Annotated in this window: 15 protein-coding genes; 8 read left to right on the top strand and 7 right to left on the bottom strand. The window is 62.5% G+C overall.

Features of this window, described 5'->3' with window-relative positions; genetic code table 11:
• Positions 1-45 precede the first annotated feature (45 nt).
• The gene (locus V7651_RS15460; RefSeq protein ID WP_335613684.1) at positions 46-1,119 is read left to right on the top strand and encodes a class I SAM-dependent methyltransferase; all 1,074 of its coding nucleotides are present in this window, start codon (positions 46-48) and stop codon (positions 1,117-1,119) included.
• Here the strand turns inward: V7651_RS15460 and V7651_RS15455 are convergent, their stop codons facing one another.
• A complete protein-coding gene (locus V7651_RS15455) occupies positions 1,120-2,175 on the bottom strand; it encodes a hypothetical protein (RefSeq protein ID WP_335613683.1) in 1,056 nt (351 codons plus the stop codon).
• Between the two features lie 94 nt (positions 2,176-2,269).
• Positions 2,270-3,361: a chorismate synthase gene (gene aroC, locus V7651_RS15450; RefSeq protein WP_335613682.1), complete on the bottom strand. Its 1,092-nt coding sequence runs from the start codon at positions 3,359-3,361 to the stop codon at positions 2,270-2,272.
• An 81-nt stretch (positions 3,362-3,442) separates the two neighbouring features.
• Between aroC and pdxH the strand changes: the two genes are divergently transcribed.
• A complete protein-coding gene (gene pdxH, locus V7651_RS15445; RefSeq protein WP_418887256.1) occupies positions 3,443-4,099 on the top strand; it encodes a pyridoxamine 5'-phosphate oxidase in 657 nt (218 codons plus the stop codon).
• A gap of 3 nt (positions 4,100-4,102) precedes the next feature.
• Here pdxH and V7651_RS15440 read toward each other — a convergent pair whose 3' ends face one another.
• Both V7651_RS15440 and V7651_RS15435 read right to left on the bottom strand, forming a co-directional pair.
• Positions 4,103-4,552, bottom strand: a complete 450-nt coding sequence (locus V7651_RS15440) for a glyoxalase superfamily protein (protein ID WP_335613680.1) — start codon at positions 4,550-4,552, stop codon at positions 4,103-4,105.
• Positions 4,553-4,757: 205 nt separating this feature from the next.
• A complete protein-coding gene (locus tag V7651_RS15435) occupies positions 4,758-5,792 on the bottom strand; it encodes a glycerophosphodiester phosphodiesterase family protein (RefSeq protein ID WP_335613679.1) in 1,035 nt (344 codons plus the stop codon).
• 103 nt (positions 5,793-5,895) lie between these two features.
• On the opposite strand from V7651_RS15435, the gene V7651_RS15430 reads away from it, so the two are divergent.
• Positions 5,896-7,521 (top strand): long-chain-fatty-acid--CoA ligase, encoded by a 1,626-nt coding sequence (locus V7651_RS15430; protein ID WP_035540152.1) that lies wholly within the window; start codon positions 5,896-5,898, stop codon positions 7,519-7,521.
• 78 nt (positions 7,522-7,599) lie between these two features.
• On the opposite strand, the gene V7651_RS15425 is transcribed toward V7651_RS15430, so the two are convergent.
• Positions 7,600-7,974, bottom strand: a complete 375-nt coding sequence (locus V7651_RS15425) for a hypothetical protein (protein ID WP_335613678.1) — start codon at positions 7,972-7,974, stop codon at positions 7,600-7,602.
• A gap of 156 nt (positions 7,975-8,130) precedes the next feature.
• On the opposite strand from V7651_RS15425, the gene V7651_RS15420 reads away from it, so the two are divergent.
• Positions 8,131-9,006 (top strand): DUF1499 domain-containing protein, encoded by an 876-nt coding sequence (locus V7651_RS15420; protein ID WP_335613677.1) that lies wholly within the window; start codon positions 8,131-8,133, stop codon positions 9,004-9,006.
• A 23-nt stretch (positions 9,007-9,029) separates the two neighbouring features.
• Complete coding sequence (locus V7651_RS15415) at positions 9,030-9,518, top strand: GNAT family N-acetyltransferase (RefSeq protein ID WP_335613676.1); 489 nt, start codon at positions 9,030-9,032, stop codon at positions 9,516-9,518.
• Here the strand turns inward: V7651_RS15415 and V7651_RS15410 are convergent.
• Together V7651_RS15410 and V7651_RS15405 are read right to left on the bottom strand one after the other, a co-directional pair.
• Complete coding sequence (locus V7651_RS15410; protein WP_035540162.1) at positions 9,515-10,426, bottom strand: ABC transporter permease; 912 nt, start codon at positions 10,424-10,426, stop codon at positions 9,515-9,517. The two genes, V7651_RS15415 and V7651_RS15410, sit on opposite strands and share 4 nt — an antisense overlap.
• The gene (locus tag V7651_RS15405) at positions 10,426-11,397 is read right to left on the bottom strand and encodes an ABC transporter permease (RefSeq protein WP_335613675.1); all 972 of its coding nucleotides are present in this window, start codon (positions 11,395-11,397) and stop codon (positions 10,426-10,428) included. The genes V7651_RS15410 and V7651_RS15405 overlap by 1 nt, the downstream gene beginning before the upstream one ends.
• A 132-nt stretch (positions 11,398-11,529) precedes the next feature.
• Here V7651_RS15405 and V7651_RS15400 point away from each other — a divergent pair, with 132 nt between their 5' ends.
• The 3 genes from V7651_RS15400 (at position 11,530) to V7651_RS15390 (ending at position 13,974) form a co-directional block, all read left to right on the top strand.
• Positions 11,530-11,940 carry a protein tyrosine phosphatase family protein gene (locus V7651_RS15400; RefSeq protein ID WP_034738388.1) on the top strand — a complete coding sequence of 137 codons (411 nt, stop codon included), beginning with the start codon at positions 11,530-11,532 and terminating at the stop codon, positions 11,938-11,940.
• Positions 11,941-12,087: 147 nt separating this feature from the next.
• A complete protein-coding gene (locus V7651_RS15395) occupies positions 12,088-13,026 on the top strand; it encodes an ATP-grasp domain-containing protein (RefSeq protein WP_335590569.1) in 939 nt (312 codons plus the stop codon).
• Between the two features lie 36 nt (positions 13,027-13,062).
• Complete coding sequence (locus V7651_RS15390; protein WP_335590570.1) at positions 13,063-13,974, top strand: MBL fold metallo-hydrolase; 912 nt, start codon at positions 13,063-13,065, stop codon at positions 13,972-13,974.
• Positions 13,975-13,978: the final 4 nt, after the last annotated feature.

Raw genomic sequence — 13,978 nt, 5'->3', positions numbered from 1 at the left:
AGCTGAAGGCTGGACCCGTGTGCAGGGCCGCCCCATATTAGCCTCATGGGAATTCTGGATACCGCCGCCAAAACCGCCGCCCGCGCCCGTTATGCGGCCCAGCAGGGCCTGCGCTCGGCGTGGTATGGCGCCCAGATGTCGGCCGCGCGGCGCAGTGCGAATGGCTTCAACCGGCCCGGTGAACCGGAATTCCGGCCGACGCGCGGAACACCCGACATAGCGGCGCTGCGAAAGGCCTATTTCCAGCTATTCATACAGGACCGGCTGAATGTGGAAGCCGGGCTTTATCCGGCGCCTCAGGACATCCGGGTGCGTGATCTGCCGGACGCGCTGAAATCGGCGCGCGCTTTCATGGCCGACGTGGCCGAAGTGGACCGGCGCCGGATGGCGCGGGACGGGACCGAGATACAAAGCCATATCCCGGAAGGCTCCAACCGCTATCCTGATTATTACCAGCAGAACTTCCATTACCAGTCCGGCGGCTGGTTCACCGACGAGAGCGCCGAACTCTATGACACGCAGGTGGAGGCCCTGTTCAGCGGCACGGCGGACGCGATGCGCCGCGCGGCGCTGGCCGAAATATCCCGCGAGTTGAAAGGCCGGGACCAGCGCACGGTCAGCCTGCTGGACATGGCGTGCGGTAATGGCCGCTTCCTGTCACGTGTGATGAAGATTTATCCGCGCCTCAAGGCCAGCGGGCTGGACCTCTCACCGAACTATACCGAGGCGGCGCGCAAGCGGCTGGCCCGCTGGCCGCATGTGAGCGTGCTGCACGAGGCCGCCGAGGCGATGCCGCTGGCGGATGCGAGCCGCGACATGATTGTGTCGATCTTCCTGTTCCATGAGCTGCCGCCGGAAGTGCGCGGCGCGGTGCTGGCGGAAGTGTCGCGCGTGCTGAAGCCAGGCGGGCTGTTCATTCTCGCCGACAGTACGCAGTTCGGAGACTATCCGGAGATGGACGGCCTGCTGGAATATTTCCCGCACGGTTTCCACGAGCCCTATTACGAGGGTTATCTCTCCTGGGACAAGGCGGCAGCCTGCCACGCTGCGGGCCTTGTGAAGGAGCGCGAAACGCTGGCTTTCCTCACAAAAGTAACGACCTGGCGCAAGCCGGTCTGATCAAAGCCCCGGCAGCTTACCCGTGCCAATCAACGGCATCAGGAAGGCCAGCAGGATGGAGATGATGAGGCCGAGGAAGGCGCGGCCCGCATCGCTGAGCACATCGCGAACGGTCTCGCCCTGGTCACGCAGATGGGCGACGTAGGCGATGGCCAGTTCACGTCCTGCGAGCAGGCCGAGGAAGACCCAGGTCGTGCTCATCGGCACATTGCTCATCTCTTTGAAGACAAAGAGGATGATGCCGTAGAACACGTCGACGATCGTCGCGGCGCGCACGTCGACCGTGTTGACCTTTGAGGATACGATTTTCTGTATGTCGCCGCCCTTGGTGGCGAAGATATAGGCTTGGATCAGGACCAGCAGCACTGTGCCGCCGATGACATAGGCGGGGTCGAAGCTGACATGCGTGACGCCCCCGGTGACTGTGACGGTGCGGGGCAGGTAGATGAAGATGTTGGCGAGATCCTGCATCAGCCATTGCGACCAGAGGAAGGTTGTCGACAGCCACTGGAAGCTGACCCAGTAGGGAAAGGGCAGTTCTTCCTTCGTGTCGAACACCCAGCGCTCGAATGTCCGCGAGATGACGATCCAGATCAGGACACCGACGACGAAGGCGACGACATAGCCGAGCGCAGACTTGACCAGCATGCTCTGCAGCACGCCTTCGCTGGACGCCCCGCCGGACAGGGCGAACAGGGTGAGCACGAGGAACGTGGTGGAAACGGGAATGCCGTAACGCGTCATCACCAGCAGAACGACGGGCGGCAGCGCGTGCCACCATTGTATGCCGGGCATGAGCAGCGCCGTCCGGTCGCCTTCACCGGGGATGAATGACAGCTTGTCGAGCCGGTCGTAGGCGACGTCGCCATGGCCATGAAAATAGCCATAGGCGATCACGAGCACCATGATCAGACTGGCGAAAATCCACAGCACCCACCAGGGGCGTTTGGCATTCGAGGACAGGAATGTGCCCAGCGTCTGGATCGAGTCGTTCGCCACAACCGCATAGGCGGCCACGGCAAAACCGATGACCCCGAAGATTTCCACGCCACCCATTTTGCCTGCCCGCCAGTCTGTTCAACTGGCACTTCAGTTAGCAGCTTGAAGGCATGAATCCGATGGGAGGAACTTGAATAGAATGTGACAGTTTCTAGCGCCCGGTCTGGCCCCGGTGGCGCAGTTTCGCATCGGCCAGCACGCAAGCCATCATGGCCTCGGCAACGGGCACGGCGCGGATGCCGACGCAGGGGTCGTGGCGGCCCTTGGTGCGCACATTCACATTCTCGCCGTCACGCGTGACGGACTTCACTTCGGTCAGGATGGACGAGGTCGGCTTGATCGCGATGCGCACAACCACGTCCTGTCCGGTCGATATGCCGCCCGCGACGCCGCCATTATGGTTCGACAGGAAGCGGATGCCGTCATTCCCGGCGCGCATCTCGTCGGCATTCTCCTCGCCGCTGAGGGCGGCGGCGGCAAAGCCCGCGCCGATCTCGACGCCTTTGACCGCATTGATGCTCATCATCGCGCCGGCCAGTTCACCGTCGAGCTTGCCATAGATGGGCGCGCCCCAGCCGGCGGGCACACCGCTGGCATGGATTTCGACGATGGCCCCTGTGGACGAGCCCGCCTTGCGGGTCGCATCGAGGAAGTCTTCCCACTTGGCTGCCATCTCGGCGTCCGGGCACCAGAACGGGTTCTGGTCGACCATGTCCCAGTTCCATTTGTCCCGGTCGATGGCGTGCGGGCCGATCTGCACGACGGCGCCGCGTATGGTGATGCCGTCACCAAGGGCGCAGCGGGCCACGGCGCCAGCGGCGACACGCGCAGCGGTTTCGCGGGCGCTGGAGCGTCCGCCGCCGCGATAGTCGCGCACGCCATATTTGGCGTCATAGGAGAAGTCGGCATGGCCGGGCCGGTAGCGGTCGCGGATCTCGCCATAGTCCTTAGAGCGCTGGTCGGTATTCTCGATCATCAGCGAAATCGGTGTGCCGGTGGTGACGGGGCCGCCGGTGCGGTCGTCCTCGAACACGCCGGACAGGATTTTGACTTCGTCGGCTTCCTGGCGCTGCGTCACGAAGCGCGATGTGCCGGGGCGGCGCTTGTCGAGGAAGGTCTGGATGAACGCGGGCGTCAGCGCGAGGCCGGGAGGGCAGCCGTCAACCACACAGCCGAGGGCCGGCCCGTGGCTTTCCCCCCAGGTCGTGACGCGGAACAGATGACCGAATGTGTTGTGTGACATGTTGTGCCGCACCCCTCGTTAAAGCTGGATGCCTCCTATATGAAAACATGAAGCCTAACAAACCCGGAAAAAGGCAGATTTATCGTGTCCCCAGTCATCCCACCTTCGCCCAGCGCCGCCGACTATGCCTCGGAGCGCGACCGGCCGCTGATCCCGCTGGTCGATAATCCGATCGCCTTCTTCAAGGATTGGATGGCCGAGGCGCGCGCGGCGGAGCTGAATGATTCCAACGCGATGTCTTTGGCGACGGTGGATCCAGACGGCATGCCGGACGTGCGGATCGTGCTGCTGAAAGAGATTTCGGACGCCGGTTTCTCGTTTTTCACGAACCTGCAGAGCATGAAGGGGCGCCAGCTGGCGACGAATCCGAAAGCGGCGCTGTGCCTGCACTGGAAGAGCCTGCGCCGTCAGGTGCGCATCCGGGGCAATATCGAACAGGTCTCCGAGGCCGAGGCGGACACGTATTTCGCCTCCCGCGCCGCGCAGAGCCGCATCAGTGCCATCGCGTCGGACCAGTCGCGCCCCTTGCCGGACCGTTCCGTGTTCGAGCAGCGCATCGCCGAAGTCTCTGAAGTCTACGGCGACGGGCCAGACATTCCCCGCCCAGAATTCTGGGGCGGGTTCCGCCTGGCCCCGACAGAGATCGAGTTCTGGCAGGACCAGGCGTTCCGCATGCATGACCGGCTGCGCTATACGCGCGATGGCGATAGCTGGACGACGACGCGCCTTTATCCCTGAGCCTCAGACGATCCCGTTCAGCACGGACAGGAGCCGCATGTGCGGGTGGCCGTCACTGGTCTTTGCCCATGAGCTGCCGTCGGCCGAGATCGTCGCTTTGACGCGCTGGCGGTAGGCCGAGAAGCTTTCGAATTCGACCACATCGACCGGCTCGTCAAAGTGCAGCGTCACCTCGAAGGCCGAGCCGCCGCCAATGTCGCGCACGGCGATGACGACGCCTTCGAACGGCTTCTTCAGGTAGAGCCCGGTGACGCGGTCACCGACCTGCACCGGCACTTCGGGCAGGTTGGAGAGGCGCGCCGAGGCGGTGTTCCAGTCGCGATAGCCGAGTTCGGTCGCGACGCGTTCGAGCGCGGCGGAGTGCGAGATGGGGTGGCCGGCCAGTGTTTCCACGGCGCGGATTTCACGCGCACGGGCCTTCGCCTGTTCGCGCGTATTGATGGTGGGAGACATGGGTTTCAGATCCTTTACCGTCATCCAGAAGCGGTCACGTCAACGCGGGGGCTCGCCTTGCCGCAGGACCGCTGGAAGAGGTTCAGCATCCTGATGGAAACAGCCGCTGTGAGGCGCCTGTGAGATCTTCACCTTCGGGATTTTGTCCCGGCGAGCGGCTGGTGTCTCAAACCGGGGCCGCAAATACGCCGGGTTTCCGCTTGCGTCAACGTCCGCATTTCTCGCGGGCGAGGTCGTCGGACTTGAGGGCGGAGGCGACGCGGTAAGGCTCATCTGTCGCGAGGAGGACGAGTCCGTTGTCGACCAGGTCCTGGTATTCGCTGGCATCGCCATCGGCCCAATACTGGTCGTCGAGGCGTTCGCCCTTGCGACCGAGCGTGCCGAAAGCGGGCTCGACGCCTTCCTGAATGTCGCGGGCCCAGGCGGCATAGTCGGGTGAGCTGGTGCCGGTCCAGGCGACGAGGCGGGTGCGGTCGACCCCTAGGGATTCGAGGCGGCCAATGTCGCGTGAGCCCTTGGCACCGGCGGTCATCATCAGGCCGGAGTCAGCGGCGGCGATCTCGGCGGCTTCATCATCGGAATAGGAAATGAGGAGGACATTGTCGCCCGCTCCGGCGGCGCGGACGGCGGACGCGATATTCTTGAAACTGGTGGTCGGCTTGCGGTCGAGTTCGAGGATGGCGCCGGACTGTTTGGCCCAGAGGAGCACATCGGTGAGCTTGGGCGGGTGGAAGTCTGTGCGCTGGTTGTCATCATCGACCATGCGGAGGCCGGCAAGGTCCGCCCAGTCTGTGTCGGCAACATAGCCGTCGCCGGTGGTGGTGCGGTTGAGCCGGTTGTCGTGCATCAGGAGCATGACGCCGTCGCGGCTCTCGGCGATGTCGACTTCAAAGACGCGGATGCCCTCGGCGAAAGCATGCTGGAGCGTTTCGAGCGTGTTTTCTGGATAGCCCGGCGCCGGGCCACCCCGATGGGCCGCGATGAGCAGGCCCTTGTTCTCGCGCACGCAGTCGAAATAGGCTGGCAGGGGAAGTTTCTTCAATTCGGACAGGCTTATCGAATTGGAACCGGTGTCAGAACTGCGTGTGCCGCAAGTATCGGGGAGTGGTTTGCCCGTGTCGGGATCGAGATCGCAGGTGTAGACTTGCCCTTGGGTCGCTTCCGGATTTTCACTCTCTGTCGGCTCGGGACTGCATCCGACGGTCAGCAACATTCCGCAAAGTAACGCAAATCTCAACATGGGTGCGACTCCTCATCCTTGCATGGCAGCAATACCGCGAATAAAGCAGGGGGCAACGCAGAAATCGTCGCCTGTCTGAGGCGCACCCCATGGAGGAGACCCGATGCTCGGCATCATGCAGGACTGGCCACTCACGGTTAACAAGATTCTTGAACACGCGAACACGATCCACAGTGACCGTGAGATCATCACGCGCCGCGTGGAAGGCAATATCGTCCGCACGACTTATGCCGACCTGTTCAATACGTCGAAACAGGTCTCCAATGCGCTGAAAGACCTGAACATTGGCATGGGTGACCGGGTCGCGACGCTGGGCTGGAACTCCGAGCGCCACATGGCCTCCTGGTATGGCACGATGGGCATTGGCGCGATCCTGCACACGATCAACCCGCGCCTCCACCCTGAGCAGATCGCCTGGATCGCCAACCATGCCGAAGACAAGGTGCTGATCTTCGACAAGACCTTCCTGCCGATTGTCGAAGCCATCAAGGACCACCTGCTGACGGTGAAGACCTTCGTGATCTATGCCGATGCCGACACGATGCCGGAAAACACGCTGGGCGCCATTGCGTTTGATATCTGGGTTGATGGCCGTTCGACCGAGTGCCGCTGGGGCGACTTCCCGGAAGAGACAGCATGTGGCCTTTGCTACACGTCGGGCACGACGGGCAATCCGAAGGGCGTGCTCTATTCCCACCGCTCGAACGTGCTGCACACGCTGATCACGATGTCGAAGGATGCGATGGGCATGGGCGCGGCTGACTCGGTGATGCCGGTTGTGCCGATGTTCCACGCCAATGCCTGGGGCCTGGCCCTCAGCTGTCCGGCGACGGGTGCCAACATGGTGATGCCGGGCGCGCAGATGGATGGCGCGTCGATCTATGAGCTGCTCGACACCGAGAAGGTCTCGATCACGGCGGCTGTGCCGACCGTGTGGCTGATGCTGCTCAACTACCTTCAGGAAAACGACCTGAAGCTGCCTCACCTCAACCGGGTGCTGATCGGCGGTTCGGCCATTCCGGAGAAGATCCTGCGGGCCTTCGAGGAAGATTATGAAGTGGACGTTGTCCACGCCTGGGGCATGACCGAAACATCGCCGCTGGGCACGCTCGGCTCACTGCCGCCGCACCTGATGAATGCCGATATCGACACGCGCATGAAGCAGAAACTGAAGCAGGGACGTCCGCCCTTCGGCGTCGAGCTGAAGATCGTTGACGATTCCGGCAAGACACTGCCGCGTGACGGCAACACATCCGGCAAGCTGATGGTGCGCGGCCCGGCGATTGCGTCCGGCTATTTCAAGGGCGATGGCGGCGAAGTGCTGTGTGATGAAGGTTTCTTCGACACGGGCGACGTGGCCAACATCGACAAATACGGCACGATGACGATCACCGACCGCGCCAAGGACGTAATCAAGTCCGGCGGCGAATGGATTTCCTCCATCGACATCGAGAACATTGCTGTCGGCCACCCGAAAGTCGCCAACGCGGCCGCCATCGGCATCTACCACCCGAAATGGGATGAGCGTCCACTTCTGATCATCCAGGCTGCGCCCGGCGAAAAGCCGAGCAAGGAAGAAGTCCTGAAGTCGCTCGAAGGCAAGATCGCCAAATGGTGGACGCCGGATGATGTGGCTTTCGTGGACGAAATCCCTCTGGGCGCGACGGGCAAGATCAACAAGCTCGCCCTGCGTGAGACGTTCAAGGACTATAAGCTGCCAACAGCTTAAGGCCTTTCCAGCAGCACAAGCGGCGCCTGTGAGGGCGCTTGCTTGTGGGGCTGAATTCTACGAACTGCGGCTGCCGGGTCAGGAATCCGGCAGCGGCAGGGCGGTTGCTTGCACCGCCGGATGGCGCGGCAGGCGGGACGAAACGGCGCGCGGTTGCGGCCGGTCAGACATTAACTGCACGTATGCGGGCGCGGGGTCTACTCCGCTGAGCGCAGCAGCCAGCTGTGGCGAGGCGTGTGCTGCGAGGGGGCGGACATGTGCGCGGTCGCGCGATTCCAGATCAATAGAGATCAGGAAGACGCGCCCGGAATGTGTCGCGCCCCAGCAATAGCGATAGCCCCGCCCATAGGTGAGCCGAATCCACGCGAGCAGGATCTGATGCTGCAGCCATATCCACGGCCAGATCGGCACGAGATGCGCAGGCACATAATCAGGGGGCGTAAGCAGGGACATCACCTGTCATCATAAGCCCGCGCGCCCGGTGTCGGAGAGATTTTCCCGATATGCCGTGATTGTTACTGACCGCAACCAGAAAACTGTTGGATAAGTCGGGGGCGACAAGTTCGGCAGGTCGCGCTATCTGATGGGAAAATCGAGGGAGTTGAGCCAATGGCAGACATGAATGATGTATCGCAGGACGCTGGCTGGCGCGGCAAGTTTGCGGGCTTTGCCCTCGGGCTCTCGATCTTTTCGGTGCTCTGGTTCGCGATTGCGGCCATAGGCACCAAGCTCGGCCTCTGGGGCTGGCAGTTCGGCCTTGGCAAGATGACGATTGGCTGGGGCCCGATGCTGCTGATGCTGGCGCTTGCCGTGTCGCTGATCGCCATCCTCCTCGCCGTGATCAAGTCGCCGCGCAAGCAGGCGCTGATGCTGGCACTGGGCGCACTGCTGATTTCCACGCTCGCCTTTGGCCGGGTGATTGCTTTCAAGGGCCAGGCCGAGCGCCTGCCGCCGCTGCATGATGTGCAGACCGACTGGGCCAACCCGATCATGCCAAGCGAGGCCCTGCTGGCAGACCGCGCCGAAACGGGCGCGCTGAACCCGGTCGAGGCTGCACCGATTGTGCCGGAGGCCGCCGATGCGCGCTGGCCGGGCACGGGTGGACGGCTTGTGTCCGAAGTGCAGGAAGAAGCTGAATTTGATCCGGCCAAGCAATCTTCGCCGAAGAACGCCCCTTATCCCATGCTGGAAACGCTGGTCGAGCCGGCCGCCTCTTATGACATGGCCTATGAAGCGGCCCTCGAAGCGGTGAAGGCGCGCGGCTGGACCGTTGTGACTGACGACGTTCAGTCCGGCAGCATCGAAGCGACGGTGAGTTCCTTCTGGTTCGACTTCAAGGATGACGTGATGATCCGCGTCATGCCCGAAGGTGAAGGCTCGCGCATCGACGTGCGGTCGATCAGCCGGGTGGGCCTGTCGGACCTTGGCGCGAACTCGAAGCGCGTGAGCGACCTGCTCACCGAAATCCAGACGCGCCTGAATTAGGCCTTTGTTCCGGGAGGTGGGCCATGCGCCAGCCGGATGGCGATCTGACGGTTCGCGCCTATCGGGGCGAGGACGTGCCGCGGCTTGCGGAGATATTCCGCGAGGCCGTGGCCGCGATTGGCCCTGCGAATTATAGCGAGGCACAGGTTGCCGCCTGGCTCGGGCGTGTGCCGTCAGCGGATGCGCTGGCCGAGCGTCTGGGTGATGGGCGGCGTGTCTGGGTGCTGGCGGATCAGGCCGGGTGTGCCTTCGCCTTTATCGATCTCGAGCCTGACGGGCATATCGACCTGCTCTACGCTTCGCCGGCGATTGCCGGGAGGGGCGCCGTCGCGGTTCTGTTCGCAGAACTCGAAGGGCATGCGCTGACGGTGGGTATGGCGCGGCTTCATGTTGAGGCCAGTGCGGCGGCGCGGCGGTTTTTCCTGAAGCAGGGCTTTGCCGTGGTGCAGCGCCGCACGTTCGAGATCGACGGCGTTGAGATCCATAATTTCGCGATGGAGAAGGTGCTTTAGCGCTCTTTCGGGTCGAGCGCGTCGCGCAGGCCGTCGCCGATGAAGTTGAGGCAGAGCAGCGTGACCGCCATGGTAATGGCAGGCGCTAGCAGCATCCATGGCTTTTCGCCCATCGTCTTGGCGCCTTCCGATATCAGCACGCCGAGCGATGTCAGCGGCTCGTTCACGCCGAGGCCGAGGAAGGAGAGGAAGCTTTCCGCCAGGATCACGACCGGGATGGTGAGCGTGACATAGACGGCCACCGGGCCGATCACGTTGGGCAGGATGTGGCGCAGGATGATCGCGCGGCGCGACACGCCGGAGGCGCGGGCGGCTTCGATGAATTCCTTGCCCTTGATGGCGAGGGTCTGGCCGCGAACGATGCGCGCCATGGTCAGCCATTCGATGGCGCCGATGGCAGCGAAGATCAGCACGATGTTCCGCTCAAACACGGTGAGCAGCAGGATGACGAAGAAGATGAAGGGCAGGGCGTAGAGCACGTCGACGATGCGCATCATGAAATTGTCGATGCGGCCGCCGAGATAGCCCGCTGTGGCGCCCCATGTGACGCCGATGACGAGGCTGACAGCCGTCGCCACAACGCCGACCATGAGCGAGATGCGCAGGCCGATCATCAGGCGGGCGAACAGGTCGCGGCCCTGGATGTCAGTGCCGAGGATGTGCCCGCCCTCCAGTGTGGGGGCGATTGTCCGAAGGTCGGAGATTTCCTTGTAGTCATTCATCCAGACCATCGGCCCGAACACGGCGACGATCACGATGACACCAAGGATCCACATCGAGATGACGGCGGCCTTGTTGCGGAACAGGCGCGCGCGCGCATCGTCCCAGAGGGAGCGGCCGCCGACAATGGCCTGGCGGACGGGCTGGATACGGCCGGTCGGGTCGAGGAGGGGGTCGATATCGGTCATCAGTCGTACTTCACTTTGGGGTCAAGCACCGCATAGAGCACGTCGGCGACGAGGTTCAGGATTACGATCAGGCCCGCATAGACAATGATGGCGCCCATCACGAGCGTGTAGTCCCGGTTGAGGGCGCCGTTGACGAAATAGGAGCCGAGGCCCGGCAGGCCGAAAATTTTCTCGATGACAACGGAGCCGGTCATGACACGGGCCATGGCGGGGCCCGCATAAGAGATCAGGGGCAGCATGGCCGCCGGCAGGGCGTGGCGCACGATGACCTGCTGTTCCGAGAGGCCTTTCGAGCGCGCGGTGCGGATATGGTTGGAGCGCATGGTCTCGATGATCGAGGCACGCATGAGGCGCGAGATGATGGCGATCTGGGGCAGGGCGAGGGCGACGACCGGGAGGGTCATGTTGTGCCAGTTCATGCCGATGTTCGGGTATTCGCCTAGGCCGCCAACGGCGAAGATGCCGGCGCCAAGGGAGAGGAGGAGGATCAGGATTGGTCCTGTCACGAAGGTCGGTATGGATATGCCCGCCATGGCGACGCCCATGACGGTGAAGTCTGCCGCCGTGTTTTGTCGGAGCCCCGCAAAGACGCCGAGGAGCGTGCCAAGCCCGAGACCGAGCAGCATGGCGAGGGAGCCGATGGTAAGCGAAATCGGCAGGCCGTCGGCGATCAGCTGGTTAACGCTCTTGCCGAGTGTCTTGTAGGACGGCCCGAAATCACCCTGCAGCACACCGCCGACATAGTTGAAATACTGTTCGTGGAGGGGCTTGTCGAAGCCGAACTTGGCCGAGATGGCCTGTTCCGTGGCGGCGGGCAGTTTGCGCTCGCCATCAAAAGGTCCGCCCGGCGCGGCGCGCATCATCAGGAAAGCCATCGTGATAATGGCCAGCATTGTCGGGATGGCAATCAGGAGGCGCCGGAACGTGTAGGCCCATGGAACGCGGCTGAGAGCTCTCTGGAGGGATGACAAGGGCGGGAGACTTTCTGTTGATAACACGGCGAAATCCCGAAAGATTGCGCGTGCCGCTTGGAAGGTTGCGCCATCCTCCTTAGCTTGTGTACAGAGCCAATCAAGACTGCGGCAACATTCAGGATATTTCCCATGGCAGACATTCGACGCGTAACCGACGCCTTTTCCGTCGCTCCGCAAATCTCCGAGGATGATGTGGAGGCGATTGCCGCCGCCGGTTACAAGACACTTGTGGCGAACCGGCCCGATGGCGAGGGCGGTGTCGATCAGCCGCGCATGGGCGCGATAAGGGCCAAGGCCGAATCGCTTGGCCTGAGCTTTGCGGCCTTGCCATTCTCCGGCGCGCCCACGCCTGAAATCGTCGAGCGGATGGCCAACATCCTGAACGAGGCGCCCCAGCCGGTTCTGGCATATTGCCGCACGGGCACCCGCAGCATCACGGCCTGGGCCCTGACGCAGGCCGGACAGGGCTCTGCTGACGATATCATTGATGCCGCAGCGGCCGCCGGATATGATCTGTCCAGTCTTGAGTCGCTGCTCTAGCGCGGGGCAGGCCACTTGATGATGCCAATTGTGATCAATTATTCACAATTGCGCCGCATTAAGTGTGTTGTCAGTGATTAACCGCCGTGCGAGGCAAGCGGACCGAGGGTGCAGCCATCCGTTGTTCCCGCGACAGGAGTTGACCCGATGTCAGAGCGTCTCTGGATCACGGATTTCAAATACGACGAGGGTACGATCCTGGTGAAGAAAACCGGGCACCGGATTGTTCCGGACCTGTCGCTCCTGCACAGCATTTTTATCTGGTTCTGCTTCTATTTCTTTGCCCAGACATGGCGCACATGGCGCCGCGTAACGGGTCACAAGCGCCCGACCATCGCCTTTTATCCTGACAAGCCGCGCCCCTGGTATTTCATCTGGCCGGTCATGCACGTCTCCGGCGCCAAGCTGATTGATGACGTCTCGACCGCCGACATTGTTTTCCAGTTCGACGATTCCACCGAAACCGACAACGCCATTCCCGCCGTCAAAGAGGGCGCACGCCTCGTCAATTTCGGCTGCCAGGATGTGTCCAAAACCACCGTGGCCGAAGTGTTCGAGCGCGCCTCCGGCTATACGCTGAAAGTTGATCCGACCACCCATCAGGGGCGCATGGTCGAGAAATCGGAAATGAATGCAGCGCATGACGGCCGCGTGCTCGAAGGCCCGCTTGATGCGCCGGTCGAGGGCAAGGCCTACCAGCTGCTGATCGACAATGAGATTGAAGGCGGACTGGTCGAAGACCTGCGCTGCTGCCTCGTCGGCGGACGCCCGACCGTCGTGTTCCGCAAGCGTCGCCCTCTGGAGCGCCGCTTCCTCAACGAGAATGTTGAAGTTTTGCTCGATGAGCCTGCCAATTGCTACACGGCTGATGAAATTGCCGTGATTGAGCGTTTTGCTGCAGAGCTTGGGCTGGACTGGGGCGGGGTAGACGTCCTACGTGACCGAATGTCCGGTCGAATCTATATCGTCGATGCGAACAAGACCGACATGGGTCCCCCAGTGGCGCTCAAACTGGCTGCGAAGCTTCGCGCCACGCGCCGCATGGCCCGGGCCTTTGCCGGGGCGTTCGCACCGAAGAAGCGCTGACCGGCGCAAGCAAGGCGAAAGTTCAAGAGTTATACAATGGCAATTCCCTACGTCCGCGGCATCGAATTCGAATATGGCGAGGTCCAGCAGGTCTCACCGCTGATCCGCCGTGTCATCGCCAACAATCCGGGCCCGTTCACCTATGTCGGCACAGGCGTCTACATTGTGGGCCATGGCGAGGTTGCGGTCATCGATCCCGGCCCGATGGACGAGACGCATTTTGCCGCCCTGAAGAAAGCTCTCGAAGGCGAGACCGTGACGCACGTTCTGGTCACGCATGGCCATTCTGATCATTCTCCGCTCGCCATGCCGATGGCCGAATGGGCTGGCTGCAAGACCTATGCGAAGAATTGCGGTGTACCGACGGCTAAGGGCGAACTCGGCAGCGCTGACGATCTTGGCTTCATGCCCGATGTCATGGTCGGTGACGGCGACACGTTCTCCGGCCCCGGCTGGACAATCGACGTGATCGAGACGCCTGGCCACACCTGCAACCACCTCTGCTTTGCCCTGCGCGAAGAGAATGCCTGCCTCTCCGGTGATCATATCATGGGCTGGTCCACGACCGTCGTTGCGCCGCCGGATGGCGACATGGCCGACTATATGGACAGTCTCGAGAAGATCCGTGTGAAGGGTTTCGACACGCTATGGCCGACGCATGGCGACCCCGTGCGCGGCAAGGACTTCGTCAACGAGTTCATCACAGAATACGCCAAGCACCGTCGCGCCCGCGAAGCGGCGATCCTCGAACACCTGCGAAACGGTCAAACGTCTATCCCGGCCATGGTCGAGATCATGTATGCCGATGTCGAGAAACGCCTCCACCCTGCGGCCGCCATGTCTGTGCTCGGCCACATGATCGCGCTCATCAAGACCGGTGTCGTGGTCTCGCCTGATGCTGCGCCCACCGTGCGGTCACGTTTCGAACTCGTCCGCACGGCGGCCTGAGGCC

Origin of the sequence: Hyphomonas oceanitis, from assembly GCF_036964545.1 — a bacterium.
Taxonomy (GTDB): Bacteria; Pseudomonadota; Alphaproteobacteria; order Caulobacterales; family Hyphomonadaceae; genus Hyphomonas; species Hyphomonas oceanitis.
Note: the sequence above shows the minus strand (reverse complement) of the source record. Positions and strands in the feature narration are given on the sequence as shown.